The sequence below is a fragment of the Fretibacterium fastidiosum genome (assembly GCF_964642095.1).
Taxonomy (GTDB): Bacteria; Synergistota; Synergistia; order Synergistales; family Aminobacteriaceae; genus Fretibacterium; species Fretibacterium fastidiosum.
The window spans coordinates 597,694-615,602 of sequence record NZ_OZ209244.1; the positions used below are offsets into that span (position 1 = coordinate 597,694).

Annotated in this window: 14 protein-coding genes; 4 read left to right on the forward strand and 10 right to left on the reverse strand. The window is 65.9% G+C overall.

What is annotated here, in order from left to right; all coding sequences use genetic code 11:
* Positions 1-79 precede the first annotated feature (79 nt).
* The 5 genes from ACK28C_RS02745 to thrC form a co-directional block, all read right to left on the reverse strand.
* A complete protein-coding gene (locus tag ACK28C_RS02745) occupies positions 80-820 on the reverse strand; it encodes a hypothetical protein (protein WP_409152425.1) in 741 nt (246 codons plus the stop codon).
* 22 nt (positions 821-842) lie between these two features.
* Positions 843-1,970, reverse strand: a complete 1,128-nt coding sequence (locus ACK28C_RS02750) for a type II secretion system protein J (protein WP_208873303.1) — start codon at positions 1,968-1,970, stop codon at positions 843-845.
* Between the two features lie 57 nt (positions 1,971-2,027).
* Entirely contained in the window at positions 2,028-2,510 is a 483-nt protein-coding gene (locus tag ACK28C_RS02755; RefSeq protein ID WP_409152426.1) for a hypothetical protein, read from the reverse strand.
* A gap of 440 nt (positions 2,511-2,950) precedes the next feature.
* A complete protein-coding gene (gene thrB / locus ACK28C_RS02760; RefSeq protein ID WP_015556662.1) occupies positions 2,951-3,901 on the reverse strand; it encodes a homoserine kinase in 951 nt (316 codons plus the stop codon).
* The gene (gene thrC / locus ACK28C_RS02765) at positions 3,898-4,947 is read right to left on the reverse strand and encodes a threonine synthase (RefSeq protein ID WP_015556661.1); all 1,050 of its coding nucleotides are present in this window, start codon (positions 4,945-4,947) and stop codon (positions 3,898-3,900) included. The genes thrB and thrC overlap by 4 nt, the downstream gene beginning before the upstream one ends.
* Positions 4,948-5,302: 355 nt before the next feature.
* Between thrC and ACK28C_RS02770 the strand changes: the two genes are divergently transcribed.
* Complete coding sequence (locus tag ACK28C_RS02770; protein WP_409152427.1) at positions 5,303-6,250, forward strand: Rpn family recombination-promoting nuclease/putative transposase; 948 nt, start codon at positions 5,303-5,305, stop codon at positions 6,248-6,250.
* 318 nt (positions 6,251-6,568) lie between these two features.
* On the opposite strand, the gene ACK28C_RS02775 is transcribed toward ACK28C_RS02770, so the two are convergent.
* From ACK28C_RS02775 to ACK28C_RS02795, 5 genes are all read right to left on the reverse strand, one after another.
* Complete coding sequence (locus ACK28C_RS02775) at positions 6,569-7,501, reverse strand: MBL fold metallo-hydrolase (protein WP_015556169.1); 933 nt, start codon at positions 7,499-7,501, stop codon at positions 6,569-6,571.
* Positions 7,498-8,295 carry a L,D-transpeptidase gene (locus ACK28C_RS02780; protein ID WP_243440569.1) on the reverse strand — a complete coding sequence of 266 codons (798 nt, stop codon included), beginning with the start codon at positions 8,293-8,295 and terminating at the stop codon, positions 7,498-7,500. Before ACK28C_RS02780 ends, ACK28C_RS02775 begins: the two co-directional genes overlap by 4 nt.
* A gap of 115 nt (positions 8,296-8,410) precedes the next feature.
* Positions 8,411-9,916 carry a potassium/proton antiporter gene (locus ACK28C_RS02785; protein WP_243440568.1) on the reverse strand — a complete coding sequence of 502 codons (1,506 nt, stop codon included), beginning with the start codon at positions 9,914-9,916 and terminating at the stop codon, positions 8,411-8,413.
* A complete protein-coding gene (gene larE / locus ACK28C_RS02790) occupies positions 9,917-10,816 on the reverse strand; it encodes an ATP-dependent sacrificial sulfur transferase LarE (protein ID WP_015556167.1) in 900 nt (299 codons plus the stop codon).
* A gap of 242 nt (positions 10,817-11,058) precedes the next feature.
* Positions 11,059-11,784, reverse strand: coding sequence for a hypothetical protein (locus ACK28C_RS02795; protein ID WP_208872674.1), 726 nt, complete (start codon positions 11,782-11,784; stop codon positions 11,059-11,061).
* 341 nt (positions 11,785-12,125) lie between these two features.
* On the opposite strand from ACK28C_RS02795, the gene alaS reads away from it, so the two are divergent.
* The 3 genes from alaS to ACK28C_RS02810 all read left to right on the forward strand — a co-directional run bounded on the left by alaS (position 12,126) and on the right by ACK28C_RS02810 (position 17,687).
* Complete coding sequence (gene alaS, locus ACK28C_RS02800; protein ID WP_015556165.1) at positions 12,126-14,765, forward strand: alanine--tRNA ligase; 2,640 nt, start codon at positions 12,126-12,128, stop codon at positions 14,763-14,765.
* Positions 14,762-15,202: a Holliday junction resolvase RuvX gene (gene ruvX / locus ACK28C_RS02805; RefSeq protein WP_015556164.1), complete on the forward strand. Its 441-nt coding sequence runs from the start codon at positions 14,762-14,764 to the stop codon at positions 15,200-15,202. Before alaS ends, ruvX begins: the two co-directional genes overlap by 4 nt.
* Before the next feature lie 124 nt (positions 15,203-15,326).
* Entirely contained in the window at positions 15,327-17,687 is a 2,361-nt protein-coding gene (locus ACK28C_RS02810; protein ID WP_015556163.1) for a hypothetical protein, read from the forward strand.
* The last annotated feature ends 222 nt before the right edge of the window (positions 17,688-17,909 follow it).

Below are 17,909 nucleotides of genomic sequence, written 5' to 3' on the forward strand. Positions count from 1 at the left end.
TGGAAATAACCCTTGAAATAACCCTTATGAAATAACCCACGGCGGCGTCCTTCATCCCGCTCAAAAGGGCAGAGCCGCACTAGGAGATATCGGAGGAGGCGACGGCAAAGAACCCCTCCTCCGCGCTGCGCTGAAAGCGCCACGGAGCGCTCCCGTCCTTCCGCGTATAGAGCTGCACCCGAAGGAGGTAAGCTCCAAATACCCCATAAATTTTCTCCTGGCTGACCGAGACCTGCACCGAACCGCCGCCGCCGCTCACCGACGGATCGGTCGTCGAACCATCCGGGCTCGAAGAACTTCCCGTGCCCGAGAACGAAGGAGGCAGGAGCGAAGGGGGAAAGGATCTCAGCTTCGCGGGGTGCTCCATAAGGTCCTTCGTGAGGTCCTCGATCCGGTAGTTGGCGTCATAGACCTGGACCACCAATCGCTGATTCCCCTCGGTACGATCCGTGCTCAGCACGTCGGGATGCTCCGTTACCTGAAGGTCCTCCAGGCGTTTGATGGGATTTCCATAATCGGCCGCAGTGTACCCCTGTCCATGCAGGACACGCCCTCCTCCCTCGTACCGATCCTGATTCGTCTTGATGAGGAAGGCCTCGATCCGCTTCACCTCGTTCGCAACGTCGATATGCTGCTCGTAGGCCATGCGCTGGAAGATCGATCCCCTGGAAAACCCTTCGGTCAACACGAGCATCCCCACGGTAAGCGCCGCACCCACCAAAATGACGATCAGCGCCATGACCAAAATAAACCCGCGCCTGCGTCTGGCCCAGCCCCCCGACCTCCTCCGTCCGGTGTTCATCCGTTTCTCCATACTCAATCCCACCTCTCACCTGACGTCATCAATTCCGTATCCTCCAGGTCATGCTTTCCACCAAAAGGCGGAGATTTCGATCCCTCGCGCTGAAATAGTCCTCCACCGGCGCTTCACGCTTCGGCCAGGACTCGGGGACGCCCGGACTCACCTTGGGGTTGTTGATCCCCCGCGCTGCCAGGGTCATCGTCAGAAGGTGGGAAGCAGGATCAAAACGGAAACAGGCCGCCGCGATGTTCTCCGCCACGACCTCCTCGACCGGGGCCTTTTTGTGCTCCTCGTAAATGAAGCGGATCAGCCGCCCGTTCCGGACCTGCAAGCGCACCACCTGCAGCAGGTGCACCTCCTCGAGGCCGCGGAGCTGCCCTCCCAGAAGGATCTTCTTGTCCGGCGTCGTAAAGGCAGAACTCGCGAAGGCAAACGGCGCGACCCTGGCCTCCAGGTGATCCGCATTGACGCCATTGACCTGCAACGGCACCCCGAAGCTCGGCAGGACAATCCACGACCGATGATTCTTTATCTCGGTCAGAACCCCAATCTCCCGTCCGCTGTTCGTCTTGAAATTCTTGAGACGTCCTATCCCGGAGGCTCCATTGATAGGATACAGCTTCAGGGTCGGGTTTTCAGCGTCATTCCAATAGGCGGCTATCTCCTTGTTCTTTTCGTAATTCACGCAGTTCTTGGAGGTATCCCGAGGCATGGCCGGAGACACGCCAAAATCCGGGCTGAGCAACACCCCCGTGGGGACGGCCCACACGCAATAGAGCGAATTTCCAACGTAGCAGCCGGAGGAGGTCTTGGCCTTGACGGCCTTATCCGGAAGGTCGCCGTTAGCCACCGTCATGGCGCCGCCCCACGCCATATCCCCCCGCTGGATATCCCCCATGTGGGCCATGAGAGGAGGCTCACCACCTCCTGCATAAAAGGCCGCAGCAAATTGACCGCCGTCCAGCGAGAGCCCCAGGCCCGCGTTGCTGAAATCCTCTGCGACCGCCCGAAACGCCCTTTCGAGCTCCTCACGCCCCAACGTGTAATCCTCCGTACTGGAATAGGAATTGTAAAAAGACATCAGGGCACTTACCAGCGCACCGCCGACGATAGCCACGACAACGATGGCAATCATCAGCTCCACAAACGTCAATCCGCGTCTTCTCATGCCTGCATCCTCTCCCGGCCGGAGGCGCGCCAGCCCCCGACGCCTCAAAACCGGCAGCTATCGGCCGGCACTCCGCTCCTCATAGGCGCTCACAAACCCGGCAAACGTCAGTTTTCCACCATCGGAACGGGCCACATCCAGCTTGATAGGATACGATCCACCCACGGCCGGCGTCATCGACGGCGTAACGATCATCCCACCCCAACGGTACGCAGATTCCTCATGCACCCAGCCCAACCGATCGGCCACAGCATCGAAAAACATCGTGGAAGACGACTTGAGCATGGACTTGTCCGTCGTCCCCATCGCCTCGAACCAGCTCTGCGCCACAAGACGCGCGTCCAGATCCACCTGAGTAAAAGCACGCATCCTCATCGTCATCGCCATGCTGCCGAAGATACCACCGAAGACGATGAGCACCACGATAATCAGGATCAATGCCTCCCCCAGGGCAAAAGCACCGCGTCGCCGCAGCCCTCCAGCCGAGATGGACAAAACTTTTCTCCTCATCCGATCCTCTCTCATCCGAATTTGCCTCATCCGCAATCCTCTCACTCGAATCCCTCCGGTCCTCCGAGAGAAAACAGCATTTGAAATCGCCCAAGAGCTCAGGCCAACAGGGCCCAAAAGTTTTCTCCCCAGACATGAGCCCCCGGTCCACCGGCGTTTGACCCTCCGCCCCCTTGCCGAAATTGGGCACAAATCCTCCCTTATAAGATTATGGATAAAAAGCCTCAAAGTCAATAGGCATATAGAACTATATTTATTCCCTATGGCTACAGCCGGCTCCCCTCCAGGCGTTTTTTTCGCCTTTTCAGGGCGGTCCTGCGCTCGGCCAGGCACTCCTTTCCCGCCGCAATCTGGGGGCTGCCTGCTCAAATTCCGTGCCGCCATAGGGGTTCCGACGTCTCACGCTGGCCTCCGGGGAGAGCGGCTCCAGGGCATCCGCCCCCACCGACGGGATCTACTCCTTCCACTTCTCATTGGCTCGCCGTCGTCCTGCGATCGTGCACGGTCGCGCCCTCCGCCGTCCCGCTCAGGATGAGGGCGCGGGCGGAGAGGCCGTGCCGGGCGAAGGCGGCGCGCATGGCCGAGGCCACGGGCTCCGTCGGCCCGCGGGTCAGTGCGATCATCGTGGGCCCCGATCCGCTGATGAAGGCCGCGGCGCATTCCGACCGGCGGCGCGCTTCCTCCAGGACCTCAGCGCCGCCGGGGATCAGCCCCGTGCGGTAGGGCTGATGCAGCCGGTCCTCCGAGACAAAGGGCAGGACGTCCCAGCGCCCCGTGGCCCACGCGGCGGCGAGGAGGGCCGCCCGGCTGACGTTGAGGATCGCGTCCCGAAAGGGCACCTCGCCGGGTAGGATCGCGCGCGCCGACTCCGTGCTGACCTCGCAGTCCGGGACGACGGCCACCGCCTGCAGGTCCTGCGGCAGGGGCGGCAGCCGGACGCAGCACAGGCGCTCTCCGTCCCAGCAGGAGATCGTCATGCCGCCCACGGCGCAGGGCACGACGTTGTCCGGGTGCCCCTCGATGGCCGTCATGAGGCGCAGGGCTTCGTCCTCTGGTGCGCGGGCGTCCGTCAGGAGGTTGGCCAGCATCACGCCCGCCACCACGGCCGTCGAGGAGCTGCCCAGCCCCCGGCGGAGAGGGATGGCGTTGTGGCTTTCTAGGGCGAAGCCCCGGCGCGGGACGCCCCACTCGTCGCAGGCGCGGCAGTAGCTTTTGACGAGCAGGTTCTTTTCCACGTCGCCCAGCTCCTGCGCGCCCTCCCCCGTCACGCGGACCGTGAAGCGCCCCTCCGGCAGGACATCCGTCACGCTGAAGCGGTTGTGGAGGGACAGGGCCATGCCGAAGGTGTCGAAGCCCGGTCCCATGTTCGCCGTCGTCGCCGGGACCTTGAGGGCGACGACGGGTTCCGCGTCCCGCCTCATGAGCGGCCCGCCAGGACCTTCAACAGCTCTTCGGGCGAGTCGCCGATCTCGATGGGGCGCCCCACCTGTCCCATGGCGGTGTCCGGGTCCTTCAGGCCGTTGCCCGTCAGGACCATCGTCACGGTGATGCCCTCCGGCAGACGGCCCTGCCCCTTGAGCTTGACGAGGCCCGCCAGCGGGGCGCAGGACGCGGGCTCCGCGAAGACGCCGCCCTCGCTGGCCAGGAGCCGCTGGGCGCTCAGGATCTCCTCGTCGGACACGGCGTTGAACTCGCCGCCCGACTCCTGAACGGCGGCCCGCGCCAGGTGTGCGCTGACTGGGTTCCCGATGCGGATGGCCGTGGCGACCGTCTCCGGTTCGGGGCAGGGCTTGCCCGTCACGAGCGGCGCGGCCCCCTCGGCCTGGAAGCCCATCATTCGGGGAAGGCGCGGTATCTTTCCCAGCTTGTGGTACTCCGAGTAGCCTGCCCAGTAGGCGCTGATGTTGCCCGCATTCCCCACCGGTATGGCGTGCCAGTCCGGCGCGCGGCCTCCCAGCGCCTCGCAGACCTCCCAGGCCCCCGACCGCTGCCCGATGAGTCGATAGGGGTTCACGGAGTTCACCATGGCGCAGCCGCTCTCCTCCGCGCCCCGGCGGGCCAGCTCGAGGGCCCGGTCGAAGTTGCCACGCACGGCGATGACCGTGGCCCCGTACATCAGTGCCTGCGCCAGCTTCCCCATCGCCACCTTGCCGGCGGGCAGCAGGACGTAGCAGGGGATGCCCACGGAGGCCGCGTAGGCGGCGGCCGAGGCCGAGGTGTTTCCCGTCGAGGCGCAGATCAGGGCCCGCCGCCCCTCCTCCAGCGCCTTGGCCACGGCCAGCACCATGCCGCGGTCCTTGAAGGACCCCGAGGGGTTGCAGCCCTCAAACTTTCCGTAGAGCTTCACTCCGAGCCGGTCCCCGATGCGGGGCAGCGGGATCAGGGGCGTGCTGCCCTCCTCCAGGTTGACCTGTGGCGTGGACGGCGTGATGGGGAGAAGTTCCCCGTATCGCTTTAGAACACCCATGAACGATCAATCCTCCTCTTGAGCCAGAGCGGCCCTTCGGGCCCACGCTCTTTTCAGGAATTATACGCGATGATGGGCACCTTGGGGGAATGATTGAGGGATCGTTGGCGCAATCTCAGGGGGATGGCGGGGGTGCGTGCCCAAACCGCAGTAGTGAAAGGGGGCTGGCTGAATCGCCGACACACCTTGTGTTGTGTTGGTGTCGGCCGATCTGCCATGACGCAGGCCCTCTCCAGAGTTACAACCCCTCCGCCGCCTTCGGCGGCACCTCCCCTTAGGGGAAGCGAAAAATGCAGCGGGCAAATTGTATAATATAGTCAGGCAGTGAGAGGACGTTTAGCGAGGAGGCGGGGACATGGAGGACGCAGAGCGGGAGCGCGACGGTGGGCTGATCGGTCCGGCGTCGGGGCCCGTGACGGAAGGGCAAATCGAGGCGGACCTGGAGCGGGGAAAAATCTATCGCCTCAACGACCGTTTCTTCAAATTTTTGTTGGGCCGCGAGGACCGCAAGCCCCTGTTTTTGGACCTCGTGAACGCCCTTGTGTTTCCCGACGGAAGCGCGGGCTTCACCGGTTTGGAGTACGCGAACCGCGAGCTCTCCGCCGTGCGCGTCGAGGGTAAGGACTGCTACCTGGACATCGTGGCCAACATGGCGGACGGGACGCAGGTGGAGGTCGAGGTGCAGGTGAGGAACTGGAACGACTACCTGCAGCGTTCCGCCTACTACCTCAGCACGCTGCACGCCTCTCAGATGAGCCTGGGTGGTTCGTACCTGGACTTGAAGCGGACGGTGTCGATTCACATTCTGGCGTTCAGCCTGTTTGCCGGGGAGCGTTTTCGCCGCGAGTTTTGTCTGTGCGACGTGGAGAGCGGGGAGAAACTGAGCGACGACCTGAAGCTGATCTACCTTGAGGTGCCGAAGTGCGCGCGTTATGGGACGCCACGGAATCGTCTGGAGTATTGGCTGATGTATCTTGCGGGGATGGAGGCGAGGAAGATGCCTGAGGCGATGGTGAAGGACCCGATGATTGGTGAGGCGCTGAACCTGGAGAAGCTGTTTTTGCAGAGCCGTGAGGAACGGCAACGATACATTGTGAGCTATAAGGCGATGCGGGACGCGATGACGCGCGATGAGACGATCCGCCGAGTTGCCCGCGCCGAGGGCGAAGCGAGGGGCGAGGCGAAGGGCATTGCCACCACGGCGCGGCGGATGCTGGCGCGGGGCGTCCCGTCCGAGCAGGTTGCTGACTTCACCGGCCTGTCCCTCGGCGAGGTGGAGGCGCTGAAGCGGGGGATGGACTGATCGTTGGCCCCCCCTGCAAGGGGGGGGTGGCGAGTGTTTTTCATAAGACGCGCCTGTCTGACATTCCCCGCCAACGCCTCCACAAGGCAATCCATTGCCTTGCTTCGGCACAGCCGACCGACCGGCCTCACGCAATCCTCCCGAAAGATCGGCTTGCGTGAGGCCGGTCGTCTGGCTGAACCCCTCCGCCGCCCTTGGCGGCACCTCCCCTTTCAGGGGAGGCAATCCACATTAGACGCGAATTGGTATAACACTGTTTTTCCAAACAGTCCCTGCCTGGTGCCATTCTTTATAACCGTAGGTTGGGTCTGCAACCCGTCAGGGTCGGGGGGCCGGCCCGCGCCCAGCCTCATTCAGAAACCCCATGAAGCCCTGCACGCTGTTGGCCATGAAGTGCCGTTCCCGGACCATCAGGTCCTCGTCCAGCCGGGCCTGAAGCAGGGGGTCGCGCCTCAGCAGGCACTCCACGACCTCCTCCGGCCTCCGGTCCAACATCGTCCCGATGAGCTCCAGCCAGCGCTCCGTCTGCTCCCGCGCCAGGGACAGGCGTCCGGCGGGGTCCTCCGACAGCCCCCAATGCGCGTAGCAGAGGCGCTCGTCCCCGCGCAGGGCCACTGCGGCGTGGTCCAGCGACGACAGCGCGGCGGCGGCGTCAAAGCGCGGCGGGGTGGTGGGCCGCAGCCAAAGCGCGCCGTCCAAGGACGGCAGCGTCAATCCCGCGGCCTCGCCAATAAAGAGAAGGGGGCCGCCCTCCCTGGGCCGCGTTCGCAGGGCCACGTGGTGAGGGGCGTGACCAGGGGTCGGGAAGACCTCGATCAGGCCGTCGGGGTCCTCCGAAAGGAGGGGGGCCGTCAGCGGCTCCGGCTCGCCGTAGGCCAGGGCCACGTTCCCCAGCGTCCTCACCGAGGCGCTCCACAGCCGCTCCGGCCTCCGCAGGTGGGAGAAGGCGCGAGGATGGGCCAGCACGGCGGCCCGGGGCCACCGTCGGCAGAAGGCGCCGACGCCCCCCGCGTGGTCCAGGTGGATGTGGGTCAGCAGCACGAGGTCCACGTCCTCCGTCAGGCGCTCCAGCGCCCCGTTCAGGAGGGGGATCGTGTTCGCCGGGCCGGGGTCCACGACGACGCGCCGCCCCAGGGCGTCCACGAAGAACCAGGAGGCGATGAACCGCCGGAAGCCCGGCATCCTCTGAGGCAGGTCGATCAGGAACAGCCCCTCCCCGAAGTCGTGGGGCGAACCCGCTGCCGCGGTCATTTCTCTATCCTGACGATCATGTTGCGGTAGGCGTAGTTTTTGAGGTCGCGAATCTCGTCGTTGTTCATGCGGATGCAACCCTCGGAGGCCATGGTCCCCAGGGAGTCCGGAGCGTGGGTGCCGTGGATGCCGATGCCCTTCCAGCCCCCCGTGTCCAGCCGGATGAACCAGGGCCCGTAGGCCCCCGCGATCTCGCCCTTGCCGTCGCCGAAGTCGTGCTTCCAGCCCGAGGCGTTTTCGATGGACAGGACGCGGAACTGCCCCTCCGGCGTGCGATTGTCCCCAACGCGGCGCTTGTTTCCGGGGTTCTTGCCAATCGCGACGTTGTAGGTCTTCACCAGGTCCCGCCCCCGATAGAGGGACAGCCGGTACTGCCCCTTGTTAATGAGTATCCAGTACTTCCCCGCGTCGCGGGGCGGCCGCAGGGCGCTGGGGGTCGGTGTCGGCTCCGTCATTTGGGGAGTTTCGTCCTCTGGCTCCTCCACCTCCGGCAGGACGGCACCCGGCTCCGAGCTTGCCGCGTCGAGCGCCTCGTCCGCAAGGAGGGCCGGGACGTCCGGAGAATCGAGAGGACCGCTCAGGGGGACCTCTGCCTCAGGGGCGGGCACGGGCCCGCTGCGGAGGAGCTCTACCCCCAGGACAGTCACCGCCGCCGCCGCGCCGCAGAACACGATGAGCCGCATCAGCGGATGCATCCGCCGCCGCGCCACCCAGCGGCCCTGCCCCTTGTCGATCCACGTGGTCCGCAGCGTCAAGAGGTCCTTTATAAACTCCAGAAAAGCGTTCATTTCCATCCCCTGATCGTTTGAAATTTCAGCGCCCAAAAGCGGCTGCCTGCCACCGGTCAGACCTTCAGAAGTATACCGCATCCGTCCCCGAAGTCCACGGGCAAAAAGCGGGCCGGATCGGTCACTCGAAGGAGTCCGAGTGGAGGTCCTGGGGGGCGTCGCCCCTCTCGGTCAGGGCCTGTTCCACCGAGGACAGGCGGGCCCGTTCGCCGAAGATCAGGAGCGTGTCTCCCGCTTCGAGCTGCGTGCCGCCCTTGGGGATGAGGAAGCGGGAGCCGCGGTTGATCAGGAGGATCGTCACGCCCTCCGGGAACTTCAACTCGCTCACCGTGCTGCCGATGACCGCCGCGCCCGGCAGGATGTCCACCTCCCGCGTTTCGTCGCTGCCGCTGCCGGGGGTGCGGTCGAAGGAGAGGGGGTAGGAGGGGGCGACCCGCACCGTCGCGTCCAGCCCCAGCCACCGGGCGACCGTCGCCAGAGTCTTGCCCTGCAGGATGACGGAGGTCAGCACGACGAAGAAGATCAGGTTGAACATGAAGCGCGCCTGGGGGTGCCCCTCCGTCAGGGGGTACGTGGCCAGGATGATGGGCACGGCGCCCCGCAGGCCCGTCCAACTGACGAAGAGCTTCTCCCGAAGGCTGCTGTCGCTGAGGGCAGAGCACAGGAACACCGCCGCCGGCCGGGCGGCGAACATCAGGAAGGCCGACACCAGGAGCCCCAGCCCGATGACGGACCGGTTGATCAGCTCCACGGGGTTGACCAGGAGCCCCAGCACCAGGAACATCACGATCTGCATCAGCCAGGCGAAGCCCTCGTGGAAGCGCTGCAGGCTGTACTTGTAGAGGAAGTCCTGCCCTCCCATCACGATGCCGCAGACGTAGACGGCCAGGTAGCCGTTGCCGTTCACGCTGTTGGCCAGGCCGAAGGTGAAGAGCACGATGCTGATGCCCCACACGGGATAGAGGGCCTCGTTCTCCACCCGCAGCCGCTCGATCATCGCGCAGGACAGACGGCCCATCATCCAGCCCACGGCGCCGCCCGCCACCATCTGAACCACGAAGTTCGCGGCCAGTTGGGCGACGGGGACGCTGTCGCTGCTCAGCCACTTCAGGGCGGTGATGGTGAGGAACACGGCCATGGGGTCGTTGCTGCCGGACTCGAACTCCAAAAGCGGCTTGAGCTTTCCCTTCACCCCGACCTTCTGGGTCCTCAGGATGGAGAACACCGCGGCCGCATCCGTCGAGGAGATGATCGCCCCCAGCAGGAAGGCGTCCTTGAAGGAGAAGCGGGGCAGGCAGGCCAGCGGCAGGGCCATGAAGAGCGCCGTCAGGAACACGCCGAGCGTCGAGAGCACCAGCCCCTGCCGCACGATGGGGCGCACGTCGTCCCACCGCGTGTCGAATCCGCCGGAGAACAGGATGAAGGCCAAGGCGAAGGTGCCGATGGAGTTCGTCGTCACCGCGTCGTCAAACTGCAGCCCCCCCGGCCCGTTCTCCCCCGCCAGCATTCCGATGGCCAGGAACAGGATGAGCCCCGGCACCTTGATGCGCTCCGAGAGCGTGCCCGCCACGAGGCTCAGGAAGAAGAGAAGCCCCGCCACGAGGAAGGGGTCCACGTACTCCAGCAATCAAAACACTCCTTTCGTCCCAACCGCTCCCGCCGTCCCGGCAGGGGCCTGAACGTCCTTCGCCGCGCCCTGGTCCAGCGCCTCGTTCAGGCTCCCCACGCGGTAGCCCACGAGGTCCAGCGTCACGTAGCGGAACCCGACCGCCCTCAGACCCTCCGCCACGGCCTCCCTCCGCGCCAGGACGCGGGGAAGGTCCCGGCACTCCGCCTCGACGCGCGCCAGGTCGCCGTGAGCCCGCACGCGAAACTGCGCCGCGGGAGGCAGGATGCCCGCCAGGAAGCGCTCCGCGGCCTCCACGCGCCTCAGCGCCTCCGCCGTCACCGGCTCCCCGTAGGGGATTCGGGAGGCCAGGCAGGCGCGCGCGGGCTTGTTCCACGTGAAGAGCCCCATCGCCCTCGCGGCGGCGCGGACCTCCGCCTTCGTCATCCCCGCCTCCAACAGGGGGCTCCGCACGGAGCCAAACTCCATGAGCGCCTTCATTCCCGGACGATAGTCCCCCCGATCGTCCGCGTTCGCCCCGTCCAACACCCAGGGGATGCCGCGCTCCGCGGCCCAGCGGACGACGGCCTCGAGGCGCATCCTCTTGCAGAGGTGGCACCGGTCCCGCGGGTTGGCGACGAAACCCGCGTCCTCCAGCTCGTCCATTGGAAGCACCTTGTGTCGGATGCCCACCTGCGCGGCCAACCGTCCGGCGTCGGCCCGCTCGTCGGCGGACAGGAGCGGGGACTCGATCGTCACGGCCACGGCGTGCCGGCCCAGTGCCTCGTGGGCCAGCGCCGCCAGCAACGCGCTGTCCACGCCGCCCGACAGCATCACGGCGACGTCGCCCATCGCCTCCAGAAGCCGGCGAACTCCCCGCAGCCTCTCCTCCACCTCGGATTCCAGGTCCGCTCCCTCCATTCGTCGTTTGAGACATGGTCCTTACCGCTGGCTCGTCAGGCCAAACGCAACAGACAAATTGAAAAAAACTCATCAGGGGGACGAAAGCCGAGGCATTTTCCGGAACGATTGTTCAAACGTTCTGCAATCCGCAGAATATCTGTACAGCTCACTGCGTTCGCCGATGAAGCCCCTGAGCGCCCCACTCAACTCGTTACACCCGTTGGTGGTCTGCGCGTGCTCTGGACTCCGCTATAAGTGCCTCATCTCATCATAACGGTCAAACCCCAACCAAGTAGACATCCCCAGAATGAGAAAGCTCCCCAACATGCAGGTGAGTCTATTCCTGTACCTACCGATGAGTCGGTTGATGCTACTACCAGGAGAGAGAGAACTATACCCACAACCATAATTCTCCCAATTCCTTTCATCGTGTTCTCTTTCTCCTTCTCTTTCTCTTCATCCTCCTTCCTTTGCTCCGCCCTCCTCCGGGCCAAGGCCGCCTCCCTCGCCTCGTGCGGGGCCAAGTCCGCCTCCCACTTCCTCTTTATCCGTTCGATCTCCCCTGAATAGAAAACCTTCACGTCGTCCGGGGCGTATTCGATTGCGCGCAGCGCTTCACGCGAGCTCCCCAGATTTTCAATCATAGCTCTGGTTCTTCCTATCGTCCCTTCATAGAATGTGAAGTCATTACGAAGAAATTTCACCTTGAACATTCCCCACCAGGCCTCGTGGCAGGTGGGCGCACCCTCCAGGATCTTCTCGTACAAGGCCTCGGCGCCTTCCTGGTCCCCATCGAAGAGCTTCTGCTCCGCGCGGATCAGCATGTTCTGCAGGGTCGGGAGCCCGTCGACCTCCGCCTTGAACTTCTGAATCGCCTCCCGAACCAGAAACTCGCTGCCGCAGTAGACGCAGATCCCCCGCTCCAGGCCGGGGTTGAGCTCCAGCGCGCCCCCGCAGGCGGGGCATTTGGCCTTGGTCAGCATCAATGCAATCCTCTCCTTAGTTATTTGTATATTGGACGGCGCCCGATGAACCGCCGCCTCATTCACGATTTTAAAAAGCGTTCCGCATTCTCCGCCATCTCGCACTCCCCGGCGCTCGTTCCAAATCCTTACCGAATCCTCACCGGGGAGATCGACGAATCCATTCGCCCAACCTCTTTAAAACGTCGTTTTGTCCTACGATAATATCACAACGAAGCCGCAACCGCAGGGGGGCCGAAACAGCCCCTCCGCCCCGCGCCTCCCTAAACGCCGTCAGGCTTGATATAATGTTGAGATCATTTCGAGCGGCCCGGCGCCGCACGTCAGGAAAGAGGTTTTTTTGAATGCAGCATCGAACTGGACGCGAGCTTCGAGAGATGTTTCTGAAGTTCTGGGAGGAGAAGGGCTCGCACCGCTGCCCCAGCTTCTCCCTGATCCCGGACGATCCCTCCCTGCTCTTCACCATCGCGGGCATGGTGCCCCTGAAGCCCTACTACCTGGGCATCCGTCAGCCGCCGTACCCCCGCATCGTCACCAGCCAGAAGTGCGTGCGCACGAACGACATCGAGAACGTGGGGCGCACCGCGCGGCACCACACCTTCTTCGAGATGCTGGGAAACTTCTCCTGGGGGAGCTACTTCAAGAAGGAGGCTATCACCTGGGCCTGGGAGTTCCTGACGGATCGAATCGGCCTCGACCCCAACCGGCTCTACGCCACCATCTACCAGGACGACGAGGAGTCCCGGGAGGTGTGGCACCGCCAGGCGGGCCTGCCGGAGGACCGCATCCTGCGCTTCGGCCAGGACAACAACTACTGGTTCATGGGGGACACGGGGCCGTGCGGCCCCTGCTCCGAGATCTACTACGACCGGGGTCCGGACTACGGCTGCGGCAAGCCGAGCTGTGGCGTGGGCTGCGACTGCGACCGCTACCTGGAGATCTGGAACCTGGTGTTCACCCAGTTCGACCGGCAGAAGGACGGCAGCCTGCCGAACCTGCCCCACAAGAACATCGACACCGGCATGGGGCTGGAACGGCTGGCCTCCGTGGTGCAGGGCGTGGACACGGACTACGAGACGGACCTCTTCACGCCGCTGATCCGGCACACCTGCGCGCGCGCCGGCATCCAGTACGGCCAGGGCGGCCGCAACGACATGGCCGTGCGCGTCATTGCGGACCACGTCCGGTCCGTGGCCTTCATGCTGGCGGACGGCGTGCTGCCCGCGAACGACGGGCCGGGCTACGTGCTGCGCCGGCTGCTGCGCCGGGCCGTGCGCTTCGGACGGCTCCTGGGGTTCGAGGGGGCCTTCCTGTGCGAGTACATGCCCATCCTGATCGACCTGATGGGCGACCCCTACCGCGAGCTCATCGATCAGCGTCCCACCATCGAACAGATCATTACCGTGGAGGAGGAGCGCTTTCAGAGGACCCTCCAGCAGGGCACCGACCTCTTCGAGGCCGAGACGGCCCGACTGGCCGCAGCGGGGCGCAGGGAGGTGCCGGGGGAGGTGGTCTTCACGCTCTACGACACCTACGGCTTCCCGCCGGAGCTGACGCGGGAGATGGCGGACGAGCAGGGCTTCGCCGTGGACGAAGCGGGCTTCAAGGCCGCCATGCAGCAGCAGCGGGACCGGGCCAGGGCCTCAAGCAAGCAGAAGAAGAGCGCCCTCGCCGGCGACGTCTACACGGAGCTGGAGAACGAGGGGGGCGCGACGCGCTTCACAGGCTACGCCTCCGCCATGGGCGCGGGGAAGGTGACGGCCATCCTGACGAAGGAGGGCCGAAGGGACCACGTCGAGGGCAATGGGGAGTTTGAGCTCGTGCTGGACGAGACGCCCTTCTACGCGGAGCGCGGCGGCGAGGTGGGCGACACGGGGACCATCCGGGACGGGGAGACGACCCTGGAGGTCCTGAACACCGTGCCCCACGGCGGGGTCATCGTCCACCGCGTGAGGATGACGGAGGGCTCCGTCCGCGTCGGGGACAGCATGACGGCCGAGGCGGACGATGCGCGCCGCCAGGCCATCCGCCGCAACCACACCGGGACGCACCTGCTGCACGAGGCGCTGGGCCGCGTGCTGGGCCGCCACGTCCGCCAGGCGGGCTCCCTGGTGACGGACCGCTTCCTGCGCTTCGACTTCACGCACCACACGCCCCTGACGGACGGACAGATCGAGGAGGTCGAGCGCATCGTCAACGGGGAGATCCTGCGGAACGTCCCCGTCTCCACGGCGGAGCACACGCTGGAGGAGGCGCGGGAGCTGGGGGCGAAGGCGCTGTTCGACGAGAAGTACGGCGACGTCGTGCGCGTGGTGACGGTGCCGGACTTCTCCATGGAGCTCTGCGGCGGCCTGCACGTGCGGGCGACGGGCGACATCGGCAGCTTCAAGGTCCTGCGCGAGGAGAGCATCGGCTCCGGGACGCGCCGCATCCTGGCGATGACGGGGATGGAGGTCGTGGAGCTGATGCAGGTGCTCTTCGGCCTGCGGCGCCGCCTGATGGGCATCCTCTCCGCGGACGAGGAGGGGCTGGAGGCAAAGGCTAAAGACCTGGCAGAGGAGCTGCGTGCCCTCCAGAAGCGGGCCCAGGAGCGGGCGCGCCACGAGTTGACGGACAACGTGGATCGGTTCGTGGAGCGGCGCCGCGTGGGCGGTGCAGTGCTGCACATCGGCAGGTTCCCGGACGTCAAGTCAGACGTCCTGCGCGACGTCGGGGACCGGGTGAAGGCGGGGCCGGACCCGTCGGTGGCCCTCCTGGCCTCCGTGGACGAAAACGGGGCCTGCACGCTCATCGTGATGGCGGACGACCGGGCCGTGAAGCTGGGGGCCAACGCGGGCGCCATCGTGCGCGAGGCCTCGGCCGTCCTGGGCGGCAAGGGCGGCGGCAGGCCGTCCACGGCCCAGGGCGGCGGACGCGATGGGGAAAAGCTCGACGAGGCCCTGGAGCGCGCGGCGGAGGTCCTGAAGGGGCAGTTGGGGGCATGACGGAGGCTCAGCCCGGGCGCGTGCTGGCGCTGGACGTAGGCAGCGCCCGCGTCGGCGCGGCCATCAGCGATCCCATGCGCCTCATCGCCCAGGGGCTGGCCGTCTGGCCCGTGGTGGACAGGGACGGAGGCTGGCGGCGAAAGTTCGAGGCCTGCCTCGTGCAGTACGCCCCGACGCTGGTCCTGGTAGGGATGCCCACGCGCACGGACGGCACGAGGGGGCCGGAGGCGGAGAGGGTGGCGAAGCTCGTCGACCTCCTCCGCGCCGGCCACCCGGACCTGGCGTTCGACACGTGGGACGAGCGCTTCACCACCGTCATGGCCCATCGGGCGATGATTGAGGGCGGCGTCTCCCGCAGCGGACGGCGTCAGCGGGTGGACAAGATCGCCGCCGTCCTGATCCTGGAGAGCTGGCTTGCGCGGCAGGGCGCCCCGTGACGCCCCGTCCCGTCGGGTGTAAGATAGTGGCGAGGCCCCGCCGCGCGGCGGCCGGACTTCGCGTTCTGCGTTCAGAAAAAATTTCAGGGCGTCCTCGATCGACGCCCCACGGGAGGTTTTATCGATGAGCAAGACGGTGCGCCTGGTGTCGGGGGCCCTCGTCCTCCTCGCCGCGCTGGCCGCCGGCGGTGCGGCCTGGGGCGCGGTGGCGGACCCCATCCACGACTACCCCAGCTTCAACGACTACGACGACGCGGACCGCTACTACACCTTCGGGGACCACACCACGGAGTACGGCTACCACTACCAGCTTCGGGACGTGAGCGGCGCGCGCGACGGACACACCGTCGCCGGCGCTCAGTGGTTCGCCACCAGCTACGAGAACTACCTGTGGCGCTACGTCAACGAGGACCTCAACGGGCGCCTGCTCTACCGACGGACCCTCGGCGGCGAGACGCCGGAGGTGCCCCTGACCACCTCGGCGGACCTGCTCTACGATTTCGAGGCCGTCTACATCGACGAGCCGCAGCCCTACCCCGCCTACCCCGACACGCGCTACCGCGACGCCTGCATGGACCCCATCGAATCCATCGCCCTGGTCCTCCCCGAAGGGCGGGGGCAGTTCAAGGTCTCCCTGGCCAACCACTACGCGCGCCACTTCCCCTATTGGTGGCGCGAGTCCGGGAGCGGCCGAACCCCGATCAACCCGTCGCCCGTCCTGTCCGGCGACATCGTCTCCCATGACGTCATCTCTCGCGACGTGATGGAGGACGTGCTCCTGAGCGCGGAGGGGTACGCCGTCTCCGTGCAGCCCAACAGGCCCCAGCGCGTCATGCCGGGCGAATCCATGACCGCGAACGTCAGCCTGACGGCCGAGAACCCGGAGGCCTACGGCAGCAGGCTGGGCTACATCGCGTTCCGCCAGTCCGCCAGCTTCGACACGGGCTACGTCGGCTGGCGCGAGTCCCTCCACGTCCCCGTGGTGGTGGCCAACGTCCACGACGGCCCGGCCTCCGACCCCGGCAACGAGCTCTACTTCGACATGATGATCTTCAACAGGACGCTCAGCGGCGACACCGTCGTCGGCATGGGGGACATCGAGAAGCGCATCCAGTTTCGCTGGGGCGTGGACCGCGAGATGACCCAGGACCTGGGCGCGCTCTATATGATGCGCCACTCCCTGAACAGCGGCCTGCCCAGCTACCACCTGGAGACGCGGATCACGAACCGCACCGGCACGCGCTACCGCCTCCAGCGCTACGACATGATCGGAGGACCGAGGGACAACACCGGCTCCGGCGACGTGGGCGGCGGCTCCTGGGACATGACGGCGCGCTACACCTTCCGGGACATCCGGCCCGACCACTGGAAGTACGACCTGACCCCGGACCTCTACGGCAGCCTGCCGGACCACTTCCAGCTGGACGCCCACAGCCAGATCGCGCCGGGGCTCGTCACGGTTTACAAGAACCGCGTCGGCACGGGCTACAACACCCTGAACACTTCCTACGGCACGAGCGAGTCCTTCCGCCTCTATCCCTTCTCCGAGGCCCGGCACCACGACCTGCGCCTCAGCTACCGGCGGGTCGGGGGCATGGCCCTGACGGGAGGCGCCTCCGAGGCCACCGGACGCTGGCGCGTACAGGGCTTCCGTTGGGACCAGTTCGCCGACGTGGTGCAGAACGACGAGCAGACAACTTATGAGCTGGAGAAGCTGATGGGCAAGCCCGCCTCCCTGGGGAGCAGCGCCGTCGGCGCCTCGGACGCCTACGTCCGTTCGAGCGCCCTGAACGCCTTCGAGATCAAGACCGACGTCCCCGCCGGGCTGGTCTCCATGGACGTCTCGATGGACGTCGTCGTGTCGAAGGACGTCTCCGGAGACGTGGTCCAGATGGTGTCGCGGGACGTGCCGGCGACCATCGCCGTTCAGCCGATGCGGGTGCGCCTCCGCATCCCGCGCAGGGAGCAGATACTGGTGGGCCGCTGGGAGCAGCTGAGCGAGGCGGCGGACGGCAAGGCCCTGCTGAAGCAGTTCATGCGCTTCGGCACGGTCTGGCTGCGCTCCGGCAGGGCGGACGAGCGGGACACGAACCTGTTCACCGCCATCTCGCAGCGCGGCGTGGACCCTGCGGAGTGCGTCAGCGCGTTCCTCTACAACGATGAGCTCTACCTGGACTTCATCCTCCTCCTGGCGGACGCCAAAAGCCCGCGGGAGGGCTACACGGCCTACCTGCGAACGTTCCGGGACGACGGCATCCCCTACATCCTGATCGGCGACGGGGCGGCGGACGGCGTGTGGAACCTGGGCCTCTACGTAGACGCCGCAGGGGCCAACCCGGAGTCGGGGCGCTCGTCGGACGACGTCAACCCCAGGCCCCAGGAGAAGGAGAAGGAGGAGGGCGGGGGCTGCAACGCGGCCTCAGGCCTGGGCCTCATCCTGTCGGCGTTCGTCGGCGCGCTGTTCCTGGAGCGCCGCATCCGCTGAGGCGCGGTCCGCTCATCGCACGGAGGTTCGCACTAGGGAAACACTGATTAAGTCGTTGAGAACTGTCAACCGCATAGACTCCCTTCAGTGCCTGAAACTTCACCAGGCCGCGCGAAGCGCGTGGGGATTGGGACTGACGGCCCGTGAGCAAGGGCGAACGGCAGCCGGAAGGCTCCCCGAAGTGGGGGGCGTAGCCCCATTTTAAAATCTTAGGGAAGCGCT

Excerpts from the sequence above, each read along its gene's own strand:
- ruvX (WP_015556164.1), top strand. The coding sequence starts at position 14,762 with ATGACGGAGGCTCAGCCCGGGCGCGTGCTGGCGCTGGACGTAGGCAGC.
- ACK28C_RS02770 (WP_409152427.1), top strand. The coding sequence starts at position 5,303 with ATGGAGGACGCAGAGCGGGAGCGCGACGGTGGGCTGATCGGTCCGGCG.
- ACK28C_RS02750 (WP_208873303.1), bottom strand. The coding sequence starts at position 1,970 with ATGAGAAGACGCGGATTGACGTTTGTGGAGCTGATGATTGCCATCGTT.
- alaS (WP_015556165.1), top strand. The coding sequence starts at position 12,126 with ATGCAGCATCGAACTGGACGCGAGCTTCGAGAGATGTTTCTGAAGTTC.
- ACK28C_RS02780 (WP_243440569.1), bottom strand. The coding sequence starts at position 8,295 with ATGGAAATGAACGCTTTTCTGGAGTTTATAAAGGACCTCTTGACGCTG.
- thrB (WP_015556662.1), bottom strand. The coding sequence starts at position 3,901 with ATGAGGCGGGACGCGGAACCCGTCGTCGCCCTCAAGGTCCCGGCGACG.
- ACK28C_RS02755 (WP_409152426.1), bottom strand. The coding sequence starts at position 2,510 with ATGAGGCAAATTCGGATGAGAGAGGATCGGATGAGGAGAAAAGTTTTG.
- ACK28C_RS02810 (WP_015556163.1), top strand. The coding sequence starts at position 15,327 with ATGAGCAAGACGGTGCGCCTGGTGTCGGGGGCCCTCGTCCTCCTCGCC.
- ACK28C_RS02775 (WP_015556169.1), bottom strand. The coding sequence starts at position 7,501 with ATGACCGCGGCAGCGGGTTCGCCCCACGACTTCGGGGAGGGGCTGTTC.
- thrC (WP_015556661.1), bottom strand. The coding sequence starts at position 4,947 with ATGGGTGTTCTAAAGCGATACGGGGAACTTCTCCCCATCACGCCGTCC.
- larE (WP_015556167.1), bottom strand. The coding sequence starts at position 10,816 with ATGGAGGGAGCGGACCTGGAATCCGAGGTGGAGGAGAGGCTGCGGGGA.